Source organism: Microbacterium nanhaiense, from assembly GCF_014646015.1.
GTDB classification, from domain to species: domain Bacteria; phylum Actinomycetota; class Actinomycetes; order Actinomycetales; family Microbacteriaceae; genus Microbacterium; species Microbacterium nanhaiense.
Genome location: NZ_BMMQ01000007.1, coordinates 173645 through 193932, shown reverse-complemented (window position 1 = coordinate 193932; position 20288 = coordinate 173645). Strand labels below are relative to the sequence as shown.

Genomic DNA, 20288 nt, shown 5'->3' with positions numbered 1-20288 from the left:
AGAGGGAAACGCCCGGTCACATTCCGAACCCGGAAGCTAAGCCTCTCAGCGCCGATGGTACTGCAAGGGGGACCTTGTGGGAGAGTAGGACACCGCCGGACTTCACTTAAAACGAAAAGGTCACCCAGTGTTGGGTGACCTTTTCGTCGTTTACGGCACGTATTCACCCGAGCGGATAAACGGGCTCATCGTGTTTGAGGGTGTAGCCGCGGCCTGAAGCCGCCGGCTTCGAGCAGTGACCGGGCGATGTAGTGGGCCAGGTTTCGGAAACCGAGCGCCGTGCCGCGGAGGTGCTCAAGACGCCCGTTGATCGCTTCTGATGGCCCGTTGCTCGTGCCGGGATGGTCGAAGAACGCGAGAATGTCTCCCGCCCGGCGCGCGATTGTCCTGCCGAGGCTGATCAGTTCGGGCAGGTCCCTTGGAACCTCGCTGGAGAGCATCGCGATGACGCGCTCGAAGATCTTCTTCCCTCGCGACGGGTCCTTGTGGCGATAAGCAGCGACCGCGCGCTGGTAGATGTCCCAGGTGATCTCGACCGCGAGATGCTCGGGATGCCGGTCGAACACGTCCTCCAGCTTCGCGAGATGATGCTGCTTGAGCAGGCCGAGCCCGGTGCGTAGCAAGCGACGACACCCGTAGAGGGGGTCGCCCGTGCGTCCGCGGTGCCCGAGGGTCTCTTGCTGGACGCGCTGCCGGGTCTTGTCGAGGGCGTCGCCGAACAGCGCGACGACATGGAACGGGTCCATCACTGTCGTCGCGTCAGGGATCTCTTCGCCGGCGGCGGTCTTGTAGCCGGTGAACCCGTCCATCGCGACGACGTCGACGCCGTCGCGCCAGGCCTTCGGGTGGCCCGCGAGCCAGGTCTTGAACGCCTGCTTCGACCGGCCCGGAACCATGTCGAGCAGCCGGGCGGGGCCGGTCTTGTCGCGGGCCGGGGTGAGATCAATGATGACGGTCACATATTTGTCGCCGAGGCGCGTATGGCGCCAAACATGCTCGTCGACACCGATCGTGGTCACCCCGTCGAACCGGGCGGGATCATCGATCAGGAGCCGCTGCCCCTCGGCGAGGACCGCGTCGTTCGCGGCATGCCATGACACGTCGAGAGACTCCGCGACCCGGGCAACGGGCAGGTGCTGGCAGACGACCGCTTCTAACGCCCACCGGATAGCGGCGCGCGTGAGCTTCCCGCGTGGCTCTGCCACCGCCGTGGTGTCTTCGCGCCAGACCGTCGCGCAGTTCTCACACCGGTATCGGCGGACACGGACCAGCAGCGTCGTCGGCCGCCACCCCAGCGGGACATGCGCGAGACGACGCGCCTGCGTTCCCCGGGCGACGCCTTCCGCGCCGCAGCCGCGACAAAACGGGTCGCGGTCCGTGACACGACACTCCAGGATCGCCTTGTCCGGCGAGATCTCCTGACCCGTGACGGTGAGGCCGTGGTCGTCCAGGAGGCAGAATGCGGTCAGATCGGGCGCGGTGAAGGTAGCGTGGAACATCGTCGAGGTCTTTCGGATGGCGAGCGTAGGAACTTCCATCTTCGGAAGGCCTCGACCCTCACCACGACACCGACGCGCCGCCCCAGGTCGCACCACAGCTACACCCTCATCTGTGAAGAGCCCCGAAACCCGGCCCAGCGCGACGTGCGATGGGGCCCAGGGTGGCTCAGCTTCGGACCAGTTTGCGAGCGGGGTTCGGTGCGGTGTAGCGCAGGACGAGGACGACCCCGATGGCACCCATCAGGAGCGGGAGGGCGCTGAGAGGGAGGTTGACTCCGACCGGGACGCTCCCGCCCGCGATGCCGAACACGATGGCCAGCAGCGAGGAGGCGATCCACGAAGCGGTCAGCAGAACCCGCTGCTGTCCGGTCAGCTCTCTGACGAGGAAGGACAGCACGGTCGAGAAGACTCCTGTCATGCTGCCGGCACCGAAGGCGAGCAGGATGAGCATCGGGTGTAGAGCGTATTCGGAGTCATCGTCGAAGTACGCCGTGAAGCACAGCAGTGCCCCCAGGGCCATGAAACCTCCCACTGTGGCCACGGCGCTTGCTACGGCGAGCAGCCGCATCCACCGCGGTGTGCCGGCCGTCTCTGCCCCGGCTTCCAGGGCGATCTGCTCAGGTGCGCCGAGACTGTCGAGTGCCGCCTGGATCACGCCTCGCTGTTCGGCGTCCCTGAGGTGTTCCTCGATTCCGGTGAGAAGATCCAGCTGCTCGCTGGAGGGGAGCGATTCGGTCAGGGCAGTGAGGCGCTTGAGGTAGGCCTGGGCGGCGGCGGACGAGGGCAGAGTGGTCATGCGTGGTCTCCAATGACGAGGTCGACGGCTTGCCGGAAGCGGCCCCATTCCTGGGTGAATGTAGCAAGTCCGGTCTTGCCTGCCGGGGTGATGTGGTAGTAGCGGCGCGGGGGTCCACTCGGGGACTCTTGCCAGGCAGTGGTCACGAGGTTGCGTTTTCGGAGTCTCGACAGGAGCGGGTACAGCGTCCCTTCGCTCTCGAGGAGTCCTCGTTCGCTCAGCGTTCGAGCCAGGTCGAGACCATAGGTCGGTTGCTGGGCGATGACGGCGAGGACACATGGTTCGAGAGCGCCGCGGCGCAACTGCCCTACGAGGTGAACAGCGTCAGGTTCCATGCACCACAAGGTAGCACGCTCCGCCAGGATCTGTTCGGTGTGGGGTAGACGAGGCCAAGGATCCTGCGCGCGGGTGGTCTCCGCCCTGCAAGCCCGCCGTCGCATATCGGGCCGCACTGTACGGTGATCATCGACTTGACCACGGTTCGCCAGGACAGCGGCCCTTCCAGGCTGCTGGACATGGTCGAAGGCTGCTCCAAGGCAGTGTTCAAGACCTGGCTCGCCGCCCGCCCCTAGACTTGGCGCGAGGCAGCGGAAGTTGTTGCGACAATCGGCTTCACCGGGTTCAAGACCGCCGCAGCCGAGAAATTCCCGGACGCGGTCGCGGTAATGGACCCCTTCCGCGTCGGGCGGCTCGCCCGGGAAGCGGTCGACGTCTGCCGACGGCGCATCCAGTTACTCCTGCACGGACACCGCGCCGCGCCGGCGACCCGCTCTATTCCTGCCGATGCACCCTTCACACTGGAGCAGCGCTAATCACCGACCGCCAGGTCGAACGGATCCAGGACCTGTATGTCGACGAGCAACACGTCGAAGTGGAAGCGACCTGGGGCATCTACCAGCGCATGATCGCCGCCTCCCGGACCGCACACTCGGGAAACCAGAGATGCAGGCCGTCATGGACGTCCTCCGCACGGCTATCCCCGAAGGCCTCGACGAACAGGCCCGCCTCGGTCGAGCTCTGCGTCGGCGAGCCAGCGACGTGCTGGCATTCTTCGACCTACCCGGCGCCAGCAACGGCCCCACCGAGGCCACCAACGGCAGGCTCAAACACCCCACGGATCCGCCCTCGGTTTCCGAGATCTCACGCACTGCATCGCCCGATCCCTGCTCGGGGCGGGTGGCTTCAGACCCCGCCTACACCCTGGAATGCGATGAGCCGATAAACGCCGGGGTGACTCCGCGCCTTCGCGCGGAGACACCCCTCCTTCTCACACGTCGAGCCAGGCCCCGGCGGCCTGTTGCCGCGTCGCCCGCGGCGACGTGGGGTGGAAGACGCCGGCGCGCACGTCGCGCGCCAGGCGCGCGAGCTCGCTCGAGGCGCGGAAGGATCCGCCGCCGGCCAGCGCGAGGGCGTCGTCGACGATCCGCTGCGCCGTCGCGGTCGCGCGGTCCTTCATGCCCGAGAGCATCGGGAACCAGGCGGGGCCGTGATCGACCTGCTCGTCGACGTCGCGCGTCAGCGCGCGCAGTTCCAGCACGATGCCGTCGTACGCGATCGACATGTCGCCGATGCGGTCGCGCACGACCGGATCCTCGCTTCGCGGCGCACCCGTGGCGCTGCTCACACGCGCGGAGACCGCCCGGGCGGCGAGCTCGATCGCGCGACGGGCGATGCCCGTGTACACGGAGGCGACGAGCAGTTCGAAGGCGGCGAAGATCGCGAACTGCAGGGCGTCGGGGATGTCCGCCATGTCGATCACCCGCACGACCCGCTCGGCGGGTGCGTGGGCGGCGTGGAGCTCCGTCGTGCGGCTCTGGGAACCCCGCATGCCGAGCGTGTCCCAGTCGTCGCGGGTGACGATGCTCTCGTCGCGGCGCAGGAAGCCGAAGACGATCCGCGGGTGCTCGGGGTCGCTGTCGTCGCGCCCGTGCACGCCGAGCAGGGTCCAGACGGGCGCGAGCGAGGTGAAGATCTTCGTGCCGGTGAAGGAGTAGCCGCCGTCCACCGGCTCGGCGGAGGTGCGGCTGTCGAACAGCACCGCATCGTTGCCGGCCTCGCTGACGCCGAAGGCGAAGACCTCCCCGGCGGCGGCGCCCTCGACCACGAGGTCGAGCGCGTCGTCTCCTCGCTCGCCGAGGATCCGCGCGACGGCCGTCCACACCAGGTGCATGTTGATGGCGAGGGCCGTCGGGGGTGCGGCCGTCGCGAGCCGCTGCTGCGCCGCGCTCGCGTCCGCGAGCGTGGCACCGGATCCGCCCCGATCGCGGGGGAGGAGGATCCGCAGGTAGCCGGCGGCCGTGAGGTCCGCGAGGTCGTCGTCGGGGAAGCTGTTGTCGCGATCGACCTGCGCGGCGCGGTCGCGGATCCGTTCGAGGAGCTCGCTCGGCAGCGCGAGCGAGGGGTCGAATGCTGCACTCATGTAGGCCAGCCTAGGAGCGCCCCCAGATGTGGGGGTCGCTCGTCGACCGACACGCCCACAGCGGGCTTTCCCAGGCCGTCGTTTGTCGGAGGTCATAGCTAGCGTTCGAGTTGTGGAGAACTCGACGAGAACGTAGCCCGAAGCGCATGATCCCGGCGTTCTCGAGAGGCGCGGGAGAGGAGGCGCCTGTGCACAACTCGGTGCATAACGTGTGGAGACTGCGGTGGAAAACCACATGCGTGTAACTACTACCTCTTGTGGTCTAGACCGCGATCGACCTCTATATGTAGTATTGAAGTCACGGCACGAGGTGCCGCGTAACCACATCATCTGGAGGGGAAGCCATGGCGATCACCGTCTACAGCAAGCCGTCGTGCGTTCAGTGCAACGCGACCTACCGCGCTCTCGACGCCAAGGGCATCGAGTACTCGGTGACCGACGTCTCGGAAGACGCGGACGCGCTCGAGCACGTCAAGTCGCTCGGTTACCTGCAGGCCCCCGTCGTCGTGACCGACGGCGACCACTGGTCGGGCTTCCGCCCCGACAAGATCGACGAGCTCGCCGCGCGCCTGGCGTAATCGTGCCGCTGACGCGGCGAGGGGATGAGTGCTCATGACCACCGCGACAGCGAGCTCTGCTCCGTCCGCGGAGAGCGGCTCGGCCACGGCCGAGCCGCTCATCGTGTACTTCTCCAGCGTCTCGGGAAATACCGAACGCTTCGTGGAGAAGTTGGGAATGCGGGCCCAACGGATCCCGTTGTACAAGCGCGATGACGCGCTCGAGGTGAACGAGCCGTTCGTCCTCATCTCCCCCACCTACGGCGGCGGGAATGGGGAGGGGGCGGTTCCGAAGCAGGTCATCCGGTTCCTGAACGACGAGGGGAACCGGCGGTGGATCCGCGGAGTCATCTCGACTGGTAATACGAACTTCGGCGACGCGTACTGCATAGGTGGCGACATCATCAGTCGCAAGTGCAAGGTGCCGCACTTGGACCGCGTCGAACTTTTTGGCACACCCGAGGACGTGTCCCGGGTCACCCGAGGATTGGAAAAATGGTGGAAGCAGCAGTGACGACCGAGGTCGATTTCAAGCACAACCCCGCGTTCGAGGGTCTCGACTATCACGCGTTGAACGCGATGCTGAACCTGTACGACGCGAACGGCCAGATCCAGTTCGACGCCGACAAGCGTGCCGCTCGGGAGTACTTCCTGCAGCACGTCAACCAGAACACGGTGTTCTTCCACTCGCTGCGCGAGCGCCTCGACTACCTCGTCGAGAAGCACTACTACGAGGGCGCCGTCATTGAGAAGTACGACTTCGCCTTCATCGAGAAGCTCAACGACTTCGCCTACGCGAAGAAGTTCCGCTTCGAGACCTTCCTGGGCGCGTTCAAGTACTACACGAGCTACACGCTGAAGACCTTCGACGGCAAGCGTTACCTCGAGCGCTTCGAGGACCGCGTCGTGATGACGGCCCTCGCGCTCGCGGACGGCGACGAAGACCTCGCGATGAAGCTCGTTGACGAGATCCTCTCCGGCCGCTTCCAGCCCGCGACTCCGACGTTCCTCAACGCCGGCAAGGCGCAGCGCGGCGAGCTCGTCAGCTGCTTCCTGCTGCGCATCGAGGACAACATGGAGTCGATCGCCCGCGGCATCAACTCGGCTCTGCAGCTCTCGAAGCGCGGCGGCGGCGTGGCGCTGTTGCTCAGCAACATCCGCGAGGCGGGCGCCCCGATCAAGAAGATCGAGAACCAGTCGAGCGGCATCCTGCCCGTCATGAAGCTGCTGGAAGACTCCTTCAGCTACGCCAACCAGCTCGGTGCGCGTCAGGGCGCCGGTGCCGTCTACCTCAACGCGCACCACCCCGACATCATGAAGTTCCTCGACACCAAGCGCGAGAACGCCGACGAGAAGATCCGCATCAAGACGCTGTCGCTCGGCGTCGTGATCCCCGACATCACCTTCGAGCTCGCGAAGAACAACGAGGACATGTACCTCTTCTCGCCGTACGACGTCGAGCGCGTCTACGGGGTGCCCTTCGGCGACATCTCCGTCACCGAGAAGTACCGCGAGATGGTCGACGACCCGCGCATCAAGAAGACGAAGATCAACGCGCGCACCTTCTTCCAGACGGTCGCCGAGATCCAGTTCGAGTCGGGCTACCCGTACGTCATGTTCGAGGACACCGTCAACCGGGCCAACCCGATCCAGGGCCGGATCAACATGTCGAACCTCTGCAGCGAGATCCTGCAGGTGAACACCCCGACGACGCTGAACACCGACCTGTCGTACGACCAGATCGGCAAGGACATCAGCTGCAACCTCGGTTCGCTGAACATCGCGCTCGCGATGGACTCGCCGGACTTCGGCCAGACGGTCGAGACCTCGATCCGCGCCCTGACCGCCGTGAGCGACCAGAGCCACATCGAGTCGGTCCGCTCCATCGAGGACGGCAACGACAAGTCGCACGCCATCGGCCTCGGCCAGATGAACCTGCACGGCTACCTGTCGCGCGAGCGGGTCTTCTACGGATCCGAAGAGGGCATCGACTTCACGAACATCTACTTCTACACGGTGCTGTTCCACGCGCTTCGCGCGTCGAACCGGATCGCGATCGAGCGCGGCGTCACGTTCGACGGCTTCGAGAACTCGACGTACGCGTCGGGCGAGTTCTTCGATAAGTACATCGATCAGGAGTGGAAGCCGGCGACGGCTCGCGTCGCCGAGCTGTTCGAGGGCCACCACATCCCGACACAGGACGACTGGCGCGAGCTGAAGGCATCGATCCAGGCGCACGGCATCTACAACCAGAACCTGCAGGCGGTGCCGCCGACCGGATCCATCTCGTACATCAACAACTCGACGAGCTCGATCCACCCGATCGCGTCGAAGATCGAGATCCGCAAGGAAGGCAAGCTCGGCCGCGTCTACTACCCGGCGCCGTTCATGACGAACGACAACCTGGAGTACTACCAGGACGCGTACGAGATCGGTTACGAGAAGGTCATCGACACCTACGCCGCGGCGACGCAGCACGTCGACCAGGGCCTGTCGCTGACGCTCTTCTTCCCCGACACGGCGACCACGCGCGACATTAACCGCGCGCAGATCTACGCATGGCGCAAGGGCATCAAGACGATCTACTACATCCGTCTGCGCCAGATGGCTCTCGAGGGCACCGAGCTCGAGATGTGCGTGAGCTGCACGCTGTAAGAACGCCCCGCCGAGAACCGTCGAAGGAAGAGAATGACTGAGAAGCTCCAGCTCCTGGATCACGTCCAGGCCATCAACTGGAACCGTATCCAGGATGACAAGGACGTCGAGGTGTGGAACCGCCTCACGAGCAACTTCTGGCTGCCCGAGAAGGTGCCGCTGTCGAACGACATCCAGTCGTGGGCGACGCTCACCGACGAGGAGAAGCTGCTGACGATGCGGGTCTTCACGGGCCTGACGCTGCTCGACACGATCCAGGGCACCGTGGGCGCCGTGTCGCTGATCCCGGATGCGGTCACGCCGCACGAGGAGGCCGTCTACACGAACATCGCGTTCATGGAGTCGGTGCACGCGAAGTCGTACTCGAGCATCTTCTCGACGCTCGCCTCGACGCCCGAGATCGACGCCGCGTTCCGCTGGTCGATCGAGAACCCGAACCTTCAGAAGAAGGCCAAGATCGTCATGGACTACTACCGTGGCGACGACCCGCAGAAGCGCAAGGTCGCCTCGACGCTGCTCGAGTCGTTCCTGTTCTACTCGGGGTTCTACCTGCCCATGTACTGGTCGTCGCACGCGAAGCTCACGAACACGGCCGACCTGATCCGCCTCATCATTCGCGACGAGGCCGTGCACGGCTACTACATCGGCTACAAGTTCCAGAAGGGGCTCGAGAACGAGACCGAGGAGCGCCGTCAGGAGCTCAAGGACTACACGTTCAACCTGCTCTTCGAGCTCTACGAGAACGAGGTGCAGTACACGCAGGACCTCTACGATTCGGTCGGCCTGACCGAGGACGTGAAGAAGTTCCTGCACTACAACGCCAACAAGGCCCTCATGAACCTCGGTTACGAGGCCATGTTCCCGGCCGAGACGACGAACGTAAACCCGGCGATCCTGTCGGCCCTCTCGCCCAACGCCGACGAGAACCACGACTTCTTCTCGGGCTCCGGATCCAGCTACGTCATCGGTAAGGCTGAGGCCACCGAGGACGACGACTGGGACTTCTAAGCCCCAGAGCCACTGACCGTCGAAACGGCGCGTACGAGCCCCGGAACTGCACTCCCGTGCAGCTCCGGGGCTCGCTGCGTGTCAGGCCTGGGCCAGCTCGGTGAGTGCGGCGTTGAACGCAGGCAGGTCCTGCGGGGAGCGGGACGTGATGAGCGTCCAGCCGTTGTGCTCGCAGGTCACCAGCTCCCGGTCGTGCCAGAGCCCACCGGCGTTGCGGATGTCCGTGGCGACGCTGGCATACGAGGTGAGTTGCTTGCCCGAGACCAGGCCGGTCTCCACGAGCAACCACGGGCCGTGGCAGATCGCCGCGATCGTCTTGCCGTCCGCGGCGAATGCCTTCACGAGCTCCTGCGCAGGCTCGTTCAGGCGAAGCGAATCGGCATTGATGGTTCCGCCGGGGATGACGAGCAGGTCGAAGTCGCGATGCGAGACGGCTCCGATCGCGGCATCCGGGGCGAGGGTCTCGCCGGGGTCCTGGTCCGAGACCAGAGTCTTGATCGGAGCGTCCTCCGTTGCGGCGACGGTGACCTCGGCGCCGGCATCCTTGAGGGCCTTCGCCGGGCTGAGGAGCTCGTCCTGCTCCGTGCCGTAGTTGGTCGTGATGACGAGTGCGCGCATAGTGTGTCCTTTCGATTCGGCGAATGCGTCCATCTACCCTGCATCCCTCGGCGTGCCGCGCGGATCCCCTTGAACTCGATGCCCTCAGTGCGTTACGAGTTTTCCGGGGACAGAAATGAGGAGGAAAGTTCGCTCTCCTCCCGGCCCGCGGCGTAGCATGCGGTTCATCGGCGGACGTCTCGTTAGCCCGCGAAGAGGTCGATGCCGTTGACGATCAGGAGAGCCACGCCGATCACGAACAGGCTCAAGCCGGCGAAGAGGCGGATCCGGTTCGCGGGCGCGCGCGTCGCCACCCTGCTACCGAGATACACACCGACGATGGCGACGATGCCCAGGAGAGTACCGGCCGCGAAGTCCACGTCTCCGTGCAACGCGTACCCGGCGCTCGCGAAGATCACGAGGGGCACCTGGATCACCTGCGCGGCGGCGACGGCGGTGACCACGGGCACGCCGAGGAACAGCAGAATCGGCACCAGGATGAACGGACCGCCCGTGCCAGTCGCCGACGACGCGAGGCCCACCACGGCGCCGATGCACACCAGGCCGGCGGCGGGCAGGCGCCGGTCGGTGGCCCCGCGTGGCCGCGGTGAGAGAAGCTGGTATCCGCCCGCCGCGAGCGCGAGGAGCGCGAGGGGGACCATGGCGATTGCATCAGGGATGCGCGAGTTGAGGGCGGATCCGAGGACCGCGGCGGGGATGATCCCCGCGGTGAGCAGGATGACCATGCGCCACGGCATGAACCCGCGCCGGATGTAGATGAGGCTTCCCGCGACCCCGGTGAACAGGAAGCTCCAGCTGCTGGTCCCCGCCGCGATGTGCGGGTCGAATCCGAGCGCGAACACCAGGGCCGGAGGGACCACCACGCCGCCGATGCCGATCGACCCGATCAGGGCACCGGCGACGAGAGCCACGGCACTGAGGGCCAGCACGGTCTCGAACGTCACGGCTGCCTTTTCGGGCAACGGGAAGTCTTCTGCACCATCCCAGCCACGTTACCGACTCGCGAGTGCCGCGAGCGGCACGGCCGGCCGTGAGCACGTCGAACCGGGCGGCTCAGTCGGCGTCAGCCGGAAGCGCGGCGTAGTGCGCGTCGTCGACTGGCTCGAGCCATTCATTGCGCACGCCGTCGCCGGGCGTGATGAACGCGAGGTGGCTGAACCAGGATTCGGCCTTCGCCCCGTGCCAGTGCTTCGTGCCGGCAGGTACGCGCACGACGCTGCCGGGCGTCATGCTGATCGGCGCTTCGCCGTCTGCCTGGTACCAGCCGGATCCGGCGGTGCAGAGCAGGATCTGGTCGCCGCCGCCGTCCTCGCCGTGATGGATGTGCCAGTTGTTGCGGCACCGCGGCTCGAAGGTCACGTTCGATACCGGCACGCTTCCGCCGGCAAGCGGGGCGAGATAGCTCTGCCCCGCGAAGTACTGTGCGAACGCGTCGTTCGGCTCGCCCTGCGGGAACGCCTGGTTGAAGGTGGTGCTCATCGCTTTCCTTTCAGAACGTCAGCATGACCTTGGTCGCGCGGCGCTCGTCCATCGCCTTATAGCCCTCGGCGGCCTCTTCCAACGGCAGGGTGAGGTCGAAGACGAGGCCGGGGTCGATGTCGCCCCGCATGATGAGGTCGACTAGTTCGGGCAGGTATCGGCGCACCGGGGCGGGGCCGCCGTGCAGGTGGATGCCGGAGAAGAACAGTTCCAGGCCCGGGAGCTCCACATCGTGGGAAACGCCGACGTATCCGACGTGCCCACCGGGGCGGGTGGAGCGGATGGCCTGCATCATTGACTCCTGGGTACCGACGGCCTCGATGACGCTGTGCGCACCGAGGCCGCCCGTGAGCTCCTTGATCTTCGCCACGCCCTCGTCGCCGCGCTCGGTGACGATGTCCGTCGCCCCGAACTCGCGGGCGAGCGATTGCCGGTCCGCGTGACGCGACATCGCGATGATCCGCTCGGCACCCATCTGCTTCGCGGCGAGGATCCCGAGCAGGCCCACGGCGCCGTCGCCGACGACCGCGACCGTCTTCCCGGGGCCGGCCGCCGCGGCGTCCGCGGCGAACCAGCCGGTTCCGAGCACGTCGGATGCGGCGAGCAGGCTCCTGACCTGCTCCGGGGTGGGCTCGCCCGGCACCACGACGAGGGTGCCGTCCGCGAGCGGGACGCGCAGGCGCTCGGCCTGGGTGCCGAGGGATCCCATGGGGACGTTGTGCACGCAGCGGGACTGGTACCCGGCACGGCAGATCTCGCAGGTGTTGTCGGAGGCGAAGAACGAGCCGACGACGTAGTCGCCCACCTTCACGGTCGTCACCTCGTCGCCGATCCGCTCGACGATGCCGACGTACTCGTGCCCCATCGGGGTCGGCTCGGTCACCGGATCCGTGCCGCGGTAGGGCCAGAGATCGGAGCCGCAGATGCACGCGGCGGTGACGCGGATGACCGCGTCCGAGGGCAGCTCGATGACGGGTTCGGGGCGCTCGTCGACACGGATGTCTCCGGGCGCGTGCATGACTACTCCACGCATGATGATGGTTCTTTCTCTTCGGGGACGGTTCAGGACGCCCGGCGCGGGCGCGCCAGGAAGACCAGGCCGGCGAGGGCCGCGAGCGCGACGCTGCCGGTGGTGACGATGCCCAGGGGCAGGATGTTCAGGGCGCCGGCGACGCCGACGAGCGGAGCGACCGCGCCGCCGAACGCGAACCGTGCGGCGCCGAGGATCGACGAGGCCGTGCCGGCGAACTGCGGATAGTCGGAGAGCGCGATCGTCGTGGACGGCGGGCTCGTGACCGCCGTGCCGCCGACGAGGAGCAGGAGCGAGACGATCACGAAGACGAGCGGCACAGAGGTCAGGCCCGCCGTGAACAGGCCGAGACCGCCCATACCGGCCATGACGACACCAACAATGAGGGTGCCGGGCAGGCTCCACCGCTCGCTCGTCCGGCCAGCGAGGTAGCCGAACAGGGCGAAGCCGGCGGAGTTCAGCCCGAAGGCCAGCGTGTACTGGAAGGGGGTCAGTCCGTAGACGCCCTGCAGCACGTACGTCGCGCCGCTGAGATAGGCGAATAGCGCGGCGTTGACGCAACCCTGCACCAGGACCGCGCCGACAAACCTGCGGTCGGAGAAGAGCACGCGCATGTCGGCAGCGACGCGGCCGAAACCTCCTGTCGTCCTGGCCTCGGACGCGAGGGTCTCGCCGAATCCGAGCGCCACCCACAGCAGGATCGCCGCGCCGATGCCGGCGAGGACGAGGAACAGGCCGCGCCAGTCCATGACTGTCGTCAGCGCACCGCCGAGGAGGGGACCGGCGACGGCGGCGAGACCGCCGATCACCGTCAGACGGCCGTAGAAGCGGATGAGCGCACCGCCCTCGTACACGTCACGTCCGGCCGCCTGGGCGATCACGATTCCGACGCCGCCCGAGAGCCCTTGCACGAGACGGGCCAGCACCAGCAGTTCCACGGTCGGACTCATCGCGCACAGCACCGACACGATGACGTATGCGGTCACGCCGATGAGCAGCGGCCTACGGCGACCGAAGCGGTCCGAGAGCGGGCCCGCGATGAGCTGCCCGCCGGCGAGACCGATGAGGCACGCCGTGACGGTCAGCTGCGCCGTCGATGTTGCCGCGCGGAGCTCGTCGGTCAGCGCCGGGAGCGCGGGCAGGTAGAGGTCCATCGAGATGGGGCCGAACACGGTGAGAACCATCAGCAGCACGCCGAGGCGCGTCGAGGCGCGCGTAGGCGATGCGGTGGCGGCGAGGGTGGCGGTCATGGATCCCAGTAGACCGCCTTCTCGCGTGCACAGGGATACCCTGACGAGAGGTGTACTGGCAGGGCACCCCAGGCGGCCTCGCGGTTCCATAACCTGGTGGGCATGGACAATCGATCAGAGGTCCGCGAGTTCTTGATGTCGCGGCGCGCGAAGCTCTCGCCGGAACAGGCCGGGCTGGCGGCTGGAGGCAACCGGCGCGTGCCGGGCCTGCGCCGCGCCGAGGTGGCGATGCTCGCCGACGTGAGCGTCGAGTACTACGGCAAGCTGGAGCGCGGCGCGATCGCCGGAGCCTCCGCCGCCGTGCTCGATGCGATCAGCGATGCTCTGCAACTCGACGACGCCGAGCGGTCGCACCTGCTCGACCTCGCCCGTGCCGCCGACGGCATCCCGACCTCGGGGCGCGCTCGCCGCAAGGCCGGCACCACGCAGGCGGCCCGGCCGTCACTGCTGTGGGCGGTCGAGTCGATCACGACCGGCATCGCGGTCGTCAGCAACGCCCAGACCGATGTGCTCGCCACGAACGCTCTCGGGCGCGCCTTCTACTCGGGCATCATCGGCGACGGTGGACGCACCCCGAACCTGGCCCGCTTCCAGTTCCTCGACCCGGCGTCGCGCGAGTTCTATCCGGACTGGGATCTGTTCGCCGAGATGTGCGTGGCGAACATGCGCGCCGCCGCGGGTCGCGACCCGCACAACCGCGCCCTGCAAGATCTGGTGGGCGAGCTCTCCACACGCAGCGACACGTTCCGCACGCTCTGGGGCGCGCATAACGTCCGCACCCACGGCGCAGGTACCAAGCGCTTCCGCCATCCGATCGTGGGGGAGCTCACACTCGTCTACGAAGAGTTCGCCATCACCGCCGATCCCGGGACGAGGATGCTCATATACACGGCCGAGCCCGGGTCGGCATCCGCCGAGCGCCTCGTCCTGCTCGCCTCCTGGGAAGCGGAGCATCCGGCGCAGGCTGCCACGACTTGAGGTCGCGGTCCCGCCGCGGACGCCATGCCGCCCCGCGTTCGTGTCATTCTTGACACATGCGAATCGCACTGACGGGATACAGCGGCAAGCTCGGCACGGTCGTAGCGCGCGAGTTGCGCGCTGCCGGGCACGAGGTCCTGGGATTGGACGCCATCGGGGCCCGCGGAAGCGGCTTCCTGCAGGTTGAGCTGACCGACTACGGTCAGGTCATCGATGCCTTGGGAAGCGGCGGTGATCGCGGCGAACCGGTCCACGCCGTCGTCCACCTGGGCGCCATCCCCGCCCCGGGGATCCGCAGCGAGGTCGCGACGTTCCACAACAACATGACGGCGACCTTCAACGTGTTCTGGGCCGCGGTGCGGCTCGGGATCCGGAAGATCGTCTACGCGTCCAGCGAGACAGTGCTCGGCCTGCCGTTCGACATCGACCCGCCGTACGCGCCGGTGGACGAGGAGTACGCTCCGCGGCCCGAGAGCGTCTACTCGCTCGTGAAGACGCTCGAAGAGCGCATGGCCGATGAACTCGTGCGCTGGTATCCCGATCTGTCGATCACGGCACTGCGCTTCTCGAACGTGATGGTGCCCGAGGACTACGAGGCGTTCGGCGCCTTCGACGACGACGCGCGGGCCCGCAAGTGGAACCTGTGGGGGTACATCGACGCGCGGGATGGCGCGCAGGCGATCGAGAGGGCGCTCGAGCAGGCGCCGGCCGGCTTCGACCAGTTCATCATCGCCGCGGCCGACACGGTGATGACCCGCCCCAACGCGGAACTCCTCGCGGAGGTCTTCCCCGACGTACCGTTGAAGAGGCCCATCGGCGACAACGAAACGCTGCTGTCGATCGACAAGGCTCGCCGCCTGCTCGGGTACGAGCCGGCACACTCCTGGCGCGACCACGCCTAATCCTCAGAAAGCAGAACACCATGATCATTGCAGGCCTCGTCCTCGCCGCGCTCGCCGCCGTGCTCCACGTGTACATCTTCGTTCTCGAGGTGTTCCTCTGGACGGCGCCGCGGGGCCGGAAGACGTTCGGCACGACCGAGGACGAGGCGCAGGTGACGAAGTCGCTCGCGTTCAACCAGGGCTTCTACAACCTGTTTTTGGCGATCGTGACGGCCGTCGGCATCGCGGTGGCGCTCGCGAGCGAGCACGCGGCGGTGGGGCACGCGCTCGTCTTCGCGGGCGCGGGATCCATGCTCGCCGCGGCGCTCGTTCTGTTCCTCTCGGCGCCGGACAAGCGCCGGGCGGCCGTCACGCAGGGAACGCTCCCGCTCCTTGCCGTGATTGCGCTCGGCGTGGGCCTGGCCCTCGCCTGACGGCCGCGGCCGATCAGGCCATCGGCTCGCCGTTGTCGGTCGTGCGGCGCGTCGCGATCTGCTCGCCGCTCGCCGGGTCGGTACTGACGCGCTGCTGCGTCACCGTGCTTCGGCGCCGCAGGACGAGCACGAGGCTGATGAGGAACACGACCGCGCCCGCGATCATGAGGATGTAGCCGATGAGGTCGAGATCGACGGTACCGCCCAGGTCGACGTTCACGGCGAAGGCCACGATCGCGCCGATCGCGATGAGTGCGATTCCTGTTCCGATGCCCATGATGCGTCCTTCCGCTCGGTGCGCCGCGCCCGGGTCGGGCCGGCTCCTGTCGATGATGGTGCGTTCGCACCGTCGCGGCAGGGGCGTTGACAGTGGCGGGGACGGGGAGTAGGGCGCTACGGGTCCGCGGGGTAGGTGACCAGCCGACCGGGTCCGACGACGGCGCCCGCGCTGAGCGTTGCCGCGTCGGTGTGATCCTCTCCGAGGATGTGCCGGACCTCCGCGCCGTGCGCCAAGAGCTGGTCGGCGATGATCCGGCGGTGACACCGCCACCACACGGCCTCCGAGCACATCAGCGCGATCCGGCGCTCGGCGCTGGCCGCTCGGAGACCCGCCAGCCCCTCGCGAAACTCGGAGGAGAGCGCGTGGTCGGCGTAGTTGTGGAAGCTGCGGTTCTGCCACCAGGCGTTCGTCTCGAACGGGACATCTCGGCTGACGGGCCGGCGACCCGTCAGCGACGGGATCCGCTCGTACGCGATTCCCGCCTCCCGGAGGGAGCCAGAGAGCGCGTCGGCGTCGAAGTGCGGGTAGCGGCGCGATCCGGGAAGTTTTCTCACATCGACGACGACATCGATCTCGCTTGCGGCGAGCAGAGCGAGGAAGTCGTCGAGGGGCCGCGTGGAATGGCCGATCGTGAAGACCGGCTCAGACATCGCTGCGGCGCGGCGCGCCGTCCAGATGGGCGGCGAATCGTTCGGTCATGGTGCACTCCCGGCTCGTGGCGTCCATTGAATCATCGATGTCGGCGCCGTTGTCAAGACCCCCGGGCGATGGCGCCGGATGTGCGGAAATGGATCCATGAGAACTCTCGGAGTTGAAGAGGAACTGCTCCTGGTCGACGAGGCGGGGCGGCCCGCGGCCGTCGCACCGGAGATCCTCGAATGGCAGTCGGGGTGGGAACGCCCGGTGCTCGAGCAGGAGTTGCAGCAGGAGATGCTCGAGGTGGTCACCCCGCCCTGCGAGACGATCGACGAGGTGGCCGACGCGATCTCGCGTGGCCGGATCCGCGCCGACATCGCCGCGCGCGGTGCCGGCGCCCGGGCGGTCGCGTTCGCGACCTCGCCCGTGCCGGTCACGCCGCACGTGTCGCCCGCGGCGCGCGTCGAGACGATCGTGCGCCAGTTCGGGCGCCCCGTGAGCGAGGCGCTCGTCTGCGGGATGCATGTGCACGTCGCGGTCGACTCCCCGGAGGAGGGCGTCGCCGTGCTCGACCGGATTCGCGTATGGCTGCCGGCCCTGCTCGCGCTCAGCACGAACTCGCCGTTCTGGCGGGGCGAGGACAGCGGCCACGCCTCGTACCGGCACCGGATCTGGGGCTTCTGGCCGTCGGCGGGGCCGAACCCGGTGTTCGGCTCGCTCGAGGCCTATCGCGAACACGAGGAGCAGGTCCTCGCAACGGGCGCTCTGCTCGACCCGGGCATGCTCTACTTCGACGCGCGGCTGTCGCGGCACGCGCCGACCGTGGAGGTCCGCGTGTGCGACGTTTGTCTGAACGAGGAGGACGCCGTGACGATCGCGGCGTTGTACCGGGGACTCGTCGAGACTGCCGTCGCCGAGTGGCGCGAGGGACGCCCGCCGATCGAGTGCGCCGACCGCGTCCTGCGCCTCGCGAACGGCCGCGCGGCGCTCTCGGGCGTGCGGGGCGAGCTGCTGGATCCGCTGGCCGGGATGACGCCGAAGCCGGCGCGCGACGCGCTCGCCGCGATGCTCGAGCATGCCGCGCCGGGTCTCGCGGTCGCGGGCGACGAGGAGCGCGTGCGTGCGGGCGTCGAGACGATCCTGACGCGCGGCACGGGCGCCGACCAGCAGCACGAACGCTACGCGGAGAGCGGCCGCCTCGAAGACGTCGTCGCCCCGGAGATCCTCGACTATGCGGTGGAGGACGCCGCGCCCTGAGACGCCACCCGCTTCATCTCCTGCAACGCATCGAGGGCCGCGCGCCGGCTCTCCGCGAGGTCGACGATCGGCGTGCCACCGCTGTCGGGTGCCCAGCTCGCCGTGTAGATCCCCTGAGGGTCGAACCGTTTCTGCTGCAGGAGCGGGTTGAAGATCCGGAAGTAGGGCGCCGCGTCGGCACCGGATCCGGCGACCCACTGCCAATTGAACGGGTTGCTGGCCGCGTCGGCGTCGACGAGGGTGTCCCAGAACCACGCCTCGCCCACGCGCCAGTTGATCAGCAGGTTCTTCACGAGGAAGGACGCCGTCACCATACGCACGCGGTTGTGCATGTGTCCCGTGTGCCACAGTTCGCGCATTCCCGCGTCGACGAGCGGCACACCGGTACGTCCTCGCTGCCAGGCGCGCACGGCGGGGTCGTCGGCCGGACCCCACGGGAAGTGGTCGAACTCAGGGCGGAGATTGCCGCTCGCGAGCTCCGGGAAGCGGAACAGGGTGTGCCAGGCGAACTCGCGCCAGCCGAGCTCCGAGAGGAACCCTCCGGCGCCGGGCGCGCCCGCGACCGCATGCCACACCTCGTGCGGGCTCAGTTCGCCCCATCGCAATCGCGGCGAGAGCAGCGAGGTCGAGCCGGCCGCGGGCTCGTCCCGGGCCTTCTCGTAGTCGTCGAGCCCGCCGCGCACGAAGTCATCGAGCGCCGCCCGTGCGTGTGCTTCGCCGGGCCGCCACGTCTCGGCGAGGCCGCCCGACCAGTCGGGATCCCGCGGCAGGAGCGCGAGGTCCGCGAGCGCCTCGGAAGAGATGGTGCCCGCGCGCGCATCGGCGGCGGGCGGATCCGGCAGCGGCCGGCGCGGCACGGGCGCGCGCAGGCACGCCTTCCAGAACGGCGTGAACACGCTGTAGGGGGTGCCGGATCCCGTCGCGATCGTCCACGGCTCGAAGAGGAGCGAAGCCGCGAAGGAGGTCGCCGCGCGGCCGGATCCGCGCAGGCGCGCCTTGATGCGCGCGTCGACGGCGCGCTCCGGCCCGCCGTAGCGCCGGTTCCAGAAGACGGCATCGGCGCCCGTGTCGTCCGCGAGCTCGACGACGACCTGCTCCGCGCCGCCCCGCCGCAGCACGAGCGGGATCCCGAGCCCGTCCAGGCGCTCGGCGAGCGCCGCGAGGCTGTGATGCAGCCACCAGCGCGCGGCACCGCCGAGCGGACGGATGCCCGCGGTGTGCTCGTCGAGCACGAAGAGCGCCACGACCGGACCGCCGCGCGCGACGGCCGCCGAGAGCGCCGGATGGTCCGCGACGCGCAGGTCGTCGCGGAACCAGACGATGCTCGGCGTCATGGCGCGACGCCCGCCGCGGCGGGCTTGAAGCCCGCGCGCACGTTCTCGCAGCAGGCCGGGCGGCAGACGTCGAACCAGGGGCCGAGCGTCGTCGCCGCGGGACGCTGATCCGGGTCGACAGCGGCGATGCGTTCTTCGATGAGGTCGACGATTCCGGCGACGAAGAGCGGATCCGCGCCCGGGGTCGCCGTGCGCACCGCGCGGATCCCGGCCTCGGCGGCCGCCTCGAGCGCCTCGGTGTCGAGATCCCACATCACCTCCATGTGATCGCTGACGAAGCCGATCGGCGAGATCGCGATCGCGCCCACGCCCTCGCCCGGAAGCTGCTCGATGCGGTCGCAGATGTCGGGCTCCAGCCACGGCTGCGAGGCGGGGCCCGAACGCGACTGGTAGACGAGCTCCCAGGCGACGTCGGCGAAGCGGTCGTCGCGGGCCGCGACGCGCCGCATCACCTCCGCGCCGACGGCGAGGTGCTGCGCCTCGTATGCGCCGCCGGGGCCGAAGTCGCGGTCGCGGGGCCCGGAGCGCTCGGCGTCAGTGGTGGGGATCGAATGGGTCGTGAACAGGACCCGCATCCGCTCCGGGGGCACGCCGTCGACGGCGAACTCCGCGAGAGCGCGGGCGATGCTCTCCACGAACGACTCGACGAAACCCGGGTGGTCGAAGAACTGGCGGATCTTGTCGATCGTGACGGTTCCGGCGAGCTCGGTCTCCTCGAGCACGCGCGCGAAGTCCTCGCGGTACTGGCGGCAGCTCGAGAACGAGCTGTACGCGCTCGTCGCCAGGGCGAGCAGGCGGGTGTCTCCGGATCCGGCCGCCTCTAGGACCGCGTCGGAGAGGTAGGGCTCCCAGTTGCGGTTGCCCCAGTACACGGGCAGATCGATGCCGCGCGTCGCCAGCTCGGCCTCGATCGCGGCCTTCAGTGCGCGGTTCTGCGCGTTGATGGGGCTGACGCCGCCGAAGTGCCGGTAGTGGTGCGCGACCTCCTCGAGGCGCTCGTCGGGGATCCCCCGCCCGCGGGTGACGTTGCGCAGGAACGGGATCACGTCGTCCTGGCCCTCGGGGCCGCCGAAGCCCGCGAGGAGGATGCCGTCGTACGCCTGCGGTGCGGTCGCGAAGGGCGCACCGGAGGTGGAGGCGGGGGAGGCGTGGGGGACGGAAGTCATGTTCTTCTCCA

Annotated in this window: 21 protein-coding genes, 1 rRNA gene and 1 pseudogene; 10 read left to right on the top strand and 13 right to left on the bottom strand. The window is 68.1% G+C overall.

Annotated features, from left to right (window positions below):
* Positions 1 to 101 (top strand): 5S ribosomal RNA (rrf, locus tag IEX05_RS12005); the annotation flags it as partial.
* 84 nt (positions 102 to 185) lie between these two features.
* Here rrf and IEX05_RS12000 read toward each other — a convergent pair.
* The 3 genes from IEX05_RS12000 to IEX05_RS11990 all read right to left on the bottom strand — a co-directional run bounded on the left by IEX05_RS12000 (position 186) and on the right by IEX05_RS11990 (position 2630).
* Positions 186 to 1499 (bottom strand): ISL3 family transposase, encoded by a 1314-nt coding sequence (locus IEX05_RS12000; RefSeq protein ID WP_188702182.1) that lies wholly within the window; start codon positions 1497 to 1499, stop codon positions 186 to 188.
* A 166-nt stretch (positions 1500 to 1665) separates the two neighbouring features.
* Positions 1666 to 2295: an HAAS signaling domain-containing protein gene (locus IEX05_RS11995; RefSeq protein WP_114116940.1), complete on the bottom strand. Its 630-nt coding sequence runs from the start codon at positions 2293 to 2295 to the stop codon at positions 1666 to 1668.
* Positions 2292 to 2630 (bottom strand): PadR family transcriptional regulator, encoded by a 339-nt coding sequence (locus tag IEX05_RS11990; protein ID WP_013350246.1) that lies wholly within the window; start codon positions 2628 to 2630, stop codon positions 2292 to 2294. Before IEX05_RS11990 ends, IEX05_RS11995 begins: the two co-directional genes overlap by 4 nt.
* Before the next feature lie 114 nt (positions 2631 to 2744).
* Here IEX05_RS11990 and IEX05_RS15325 point away from each other — a divergent pair.
* Positions 2745 to 3509: pseudogene (locus IEX05_RS15325) on the top strand (transposase); the annotation flags it as partial.
* A 53-nt stretch (positions 3510 to 3562) separates the two neighbouring features.
* Here IEX05_RS15325 and IEX05_RS11975 read toward each other — a convergent pair.
* A complete protein-coding gene (locus IEX05_RS11975; RefSeq protein WP_188702181.1) occupies positions 3563 to 4714 on the bottom strand; it encodes an acyl-CoA dehydrogenase family protein in 1152 nt (383 codons plus the stop codon).
* A gap of 344 nt (positions 4715 to 5058) precedes the next feature.
* Between IEX05_RS11975 and nrdH the strand changes: the two genes are divergently transcribed.
* The 4 genes from nrdH to nrdF are packed head-to-tail and all read left to right on the top strand — an operon-like array spanning position 5059 to position 8934.
* Entirely contained in the window at positions 5059 to 5292 is a 234-nt protein-coding gene (gene nrdH, locus IEX05_RS11970) for a glutaredoxin-like protein NrdH (protein WP_114117742.1), read from the top strand.
* Positions 5293 to 5326: 34 nt separating this feature from the next.
* Positions 5327 to 5785 (top strand): class Ib ribonucleoside-diphosphate reductase assembly flavoprotein NrdI, encoded by a 459-nt coding sequence (nrdI, locus tag IEX05_RS11965; protein ID WP_188702179.1) that lies wholly within the window; start codon positions 5327 to 5329, stop codon positions 5783 to 5785.
* A complete protein-coding gene (gene nrdE / locus IEX05_RS11960) occupies positions 5767 to 7926 on the top strand; it encodes a class 1b ribonucleoside-diphosphate reductase subunit alpha (protein ID WP_188702177.1) in 2160 nt (719 codons plus the stop codon). Before nrdI ends, nrdE begins: the two co-directional genes overlap by 19 nt.
* A gap of 33 nt (positions 7927 to 7959) precedes the next feature.
* The gene (nrdF, locus tag IEX05_RS11955) at positions 7960 to 8934 is read left to right on the top strand and encodes a class 1b ribonucleoside-diphosphate reductase subunit beta (RefSeq protein WP_188702176.1); all 975 of its coding nucleotides are present in this window, start codon (positions 7960 to 7962) and stop codon (positions 8932 to 8934) included.
* A gap of 81 nt (positions 8935 to 9015) precedes the next feature.
* Here the strand turns inward: nrdF and IEX05_RS11950 are convergent, their stop codons facing one another.
* The 5 genes from IEX05_RS11950 to IEX05_RS11930 form a co-directional block, all read right to left on the bottom strand.
* Positions 9016 to 9552 carry a type 1 glutamine amidotransferase domain-containing protein gene (locus tag IEX05_RS11950; RefSeq protein ID WP_229661285.1) on the bottom strand — a complete coding sequence of 179 codons (537 nt, stop codon included), beginning with the start codon at positions 9550 to 9552 and terminating at the stop codon, positions 9016 to 9018.
* A 182-nt stretch (positions 9553 to 9734) separates the two neighbouring features.
* The gene (locus IEX05_RS11945) at positions 9735 to 10496 is read right to left on the bottom strand and encodes a sulfite exporter TauE/SafE family protein (protein ID WP_188702171.1); all 762 of its coding nucleotides are present in this window, start codon (positions 10494 to 10496) and stop codon (positions 9735 to 9737) included.
* 109 nt (positions 10497 to 10605) lie between these two features.
* Positions 10606 to 11031: a cupin domain-containing protein gene (locus IEX05_RS11940; protein ID WP_188702169.1), complete on the bottom strand. Its 426-nt coding sequence runs from the start codon at positions 11029 to 11031 to the stop codon at positions 10606 to 10608.
* Between the two features lie 10 nt (positions 11032 to 11041).
* Complete coding sequence (locus IEX05_RS11935) at positions 11042 to 12064, bottom strand: zinc-dependent alcohol dehydrogenase family protein (RefSeq protein WP_188702167.1); 1023 nt, start codon at positions 12062 to 12064, stop codon at positions 11042 to 11044.
* Between the two features lie 29 nt (positions 12065 to 12093).
* The gene (locus IEX05_RS11930) at positions 12094 to 13311 is read right to left on the bottom strand and encodes a multidrug effflux MFS transporter (RefSeq protein ID WP_188702166.1); all 1218 of its coding nucleotides are present in this window, start codon (positions 13309 to 13311) and stop codon (positions 12094 to 12096) included.
* A gap of 102 nt (positions 13312 to 13413) precedes the next feature.
* Here IEX05_RS11930 and IEX05_RS11925 point away from each other — a divergent pair, with 102 nt between their 5' ends.
* From IEX05_RS11925 to IEX05_RS11915, 3 genes are read left to right on the top strand one after another with little or no spacing between them, the layout of a single operon-like run.
* A complete protein-coding gene (locus tag IEX05_RS11925; RefSeq protein ID WP_188702164.1) occupies positions 13414 to 14289 on the top strand; it encodes a helix-turn-helix transcriptional regulator in 876 nt (291 codons plus the stop codon).
* Positions 14290 to 14345: 56 nt separating this feature from the next.
* A complete protein-coding gene (locus tag IEX05_RS11920; RefSeq protein WP_188702162.1) occupies positions 14346 to 15191 on the top strand; it encodes an NAD-dependent epimerase/dehydratase family protein in 846 nt (281 codons plus the stop codon).
* A gap of 20 nt (positions 15192 to 15211) precedes the next feature.
* The gene (locus IEX05_RS11915; protein WP_188702160.1) at positions 15212 to 15604 is read left to right on the top strand and encodes a DUF1304 domain-containing protein; all 393 of its coding nucleotides are present in this window, start codon (positions 15212 to 15214) and stop codon (positions 15602 to 15604) included.
* A gap of 13 nt (positions 15605 to 15617) precedes the next feature.
* Here the strand turns inward: IEX05_RS11915 and IEX05_RS11910 are convergent, their stop codons facing one another.
* Both IEX05_RS11910 and IEX05_RS11905 read right to left on the bottom strand, forming a co-directional pair.
* A complete protein-coding gene (locus IEX05_RS11910) occupies positions 15618 to 15881 on the bottom strand; it encodes a DUF6458 family protein (RefSeq protein ID WP_188702158.1) in 264 nt (87 codons plus the stop codon).
* A gap of 116 nt (positions 15882 to 15997) precedes the next feature.
* Positions 15998 to 16534, bottom strand: a complete 537-nt coding sequence (locus IEX05_RS11905) for a DUF488 domain-containing protein (protein WP_188702157.1) — start codon at positions 16532 to 16534, stop codon at positions 15998 to 16000.
* A gap of 145 nt (positions 16535 to 16679) precedes the next feature.
* Here IEX05_RS11905 and IEX05_RS11900 point away from each other — a divergent pair, with 145 nt between their 5' ends.
* A complete protein-coding gene (locus tag IEX05_RS11900; RefSeq protein WP_188702155.1) occupies positions 16680 to 17777 on the top strand; it encodes a carboxylate-amine ligase in 1098 nt (365 codons plus the stop codon).
* Here IEX05_RS11900 and IEX05_RS11895 read toward each other — a convergent pair.
* Both IEX05_RS11895 and IEX05_RS11890 read right to left on the bottom strand, forming a co-directional pair.
* The gene (locus tag IEX05_RS11895; RefSeq protein ID WP_188702152.1) at positions 17750 to 19111 is read right to left on the bottom strand and encodes a cryptochrome/photolyase family protein; all 1362 of its coding nucleotides are present in this window, start codon (positions 19109 to 19111) and stop codon (positions 17750 to 17752) included. The two genes, IEX05_RS11900 and IEX05_RS11895, sit on opposite strands and share 28 nt — an antisense overlap.
* Positions 19108 to 20277 (bottom strand): ferrochelatase, encoded by a 1170-nt coding sequence (locus tag IEX05_RS11890; protein ID WP_188702151.1) that lies wholly within the window; start codon positions 20275 to 20277, stop codon positions 19108 to 19110. Before IEX05_RS11890 ends, IEX05_RS11895 begins: the two co-directional genes overlap by 4 nt.
* Positions 20278 to 20288: the final 11 nt, after the last annotated feature.

Excerpts from the sequence above, each read along its gene's own strand:
- IEX05_RS11890 (WP_188702151.1), bottom strand. The coding sequence starts at position 20,277 with ATGACTTCCGTCCCCCACGCCTCCCCCGCCTCCACCTCCGGTGCGCCC.
- nrdI (WP_188702179.1), top strand. The coding sequence starts at position 5,327 with ATGACCACCGCGACAGCGAGCTCTGCTCCGTCCGCGGAGAGCGGCTCG.
- nrdH (WP_114117742.1), top strand. The coding sequence starts at position 5,059 with ATGGCGATCACCGTCTACAGCAAGCCGTCGTGCGTTCAGTGCAACGCG.
- nrdF (WP_188702176.1), top strand. The coding sequence starts at position 7,960 with ATGACTGAGAAGCTCCAGCTCCTGGATCACGTCCAGGCCATCAACTGG.
- IEX05_RS11990 (WP_013350246.1), bottom strand. The coding sequence starts at position 2,630 with ATGGAACCTGACGCTGTTCACCTCGTAGGGCAGTTGCGCCGCGGCGCT.
- IEX05_RS12000 (WP_188702182.1), bottom strand. The coding sequence starts at position 1,499 with ATGTTCCACGCTACCTTCACCGCGCCCGATCTGACCGCATTCTGCCTC.
- nrdE (WP_188702177.1), top strand. The coding sequence starts at position 5,767 with ATGGTGGAAGCAGCAGTGACGACCGAGGTCGATTTCAAGCACAACCCC.
- IEX05_RS11930 (WP_188702166.1), bottom strand. The coding sequence starts at position 13,311 with ATGACCGCCACCCTCGCCGCCACCGCATCGCCTACGCGCGCCTCGACG.
- IEX05_RS11975 (WP_188702181.1), bottom strand. The coding sequence starts at position 4,714 with ATGAGTGCAGCATTCGACCCCTCGCTCGCGCTGCCGAGCGAGCTCCTC.
- IEX05_RS11900 (WP_188702155.1), top strand. The coding sequence starts at position 16,680 with ATGAGAACTCTCGGAGTTGAAGAGGAACTGCTCCTGGTCGACGAGGCG.
- IEX05_RS11920 (WP_188702162.1), top strand. The coding sequence starts at position 14,346 with ATGCGAATCGCACTGACGGGATACAGCGGCAAGCTCGGCACGGTCGTA.
- IEX05_RS11895 (WP_188702152.1), bottom strand. The coding sequence starts at position 19,111 with ATGACGCCGAGCATCGTCTGGTTCCGCGACGACCTGCGCGTCGCGGAC.
- IEX05_RS11925 (WP_188702164.1), top strand. The coding sequence starts at position 13,414 with ATGGACAATCGATCAGAGGTCCGCGAGTTCTTGATGTCGCGGCGCGCG.
- IEX05_RS11915 (WP_188702160.1), top strand. The coding sequence starts at position 15,212 with ATGATCATTGCAGGCCTCGTCCTCGCCGCGCTCGCCGCCGTGCTCCAC.
- IEX05_RS11995 (WP_114116940.1), bottom strand. The coding sequence starts at position 2,295 with ATGACCACTCTGCCCTCGTCCGCCGCCGCCCAGGCCTACCTCAAGCGC.
- IEX05_RS11910 (WP_188702158.1), bottom strand. The coding sequence starts at position 15,881 with ATGGGCATCGGAACAGGAATCGCACTCATCGCGATCGGCGCGATCGTG.
- IEX05_RS11950 (WP_229661285.1), bottom strand. The coding sequence starts at position 9,552 with ATGCGCGCACTCGTCATCACGACCAACTACGGCACGGAGCAGGACGAG.
- IEX05_RS11935 (WP_188702167.1), bottom strand. The coding sequence starts at position 12,064 with ATGCGTGGAGTAGTCATGCACGCGCCCGGAGACATCCGTGTCGACGAG.
- IEX05_RS11905 (WP_188702157.1), bottom strand. The coding sequence starts at position 16,534 with ATGTCTGAGCCGGTCTTCACGATCGGCCATTCCACGCGGCCCCTCGAC.
- IEX05_RS11940 (WP_188702169.1), bottom strand. The coding sequence starts at position 11,031 with ATGAGCACCACCTTCAACCAGGCGTTCCCGCAGGGCGAGCCGAACGAC.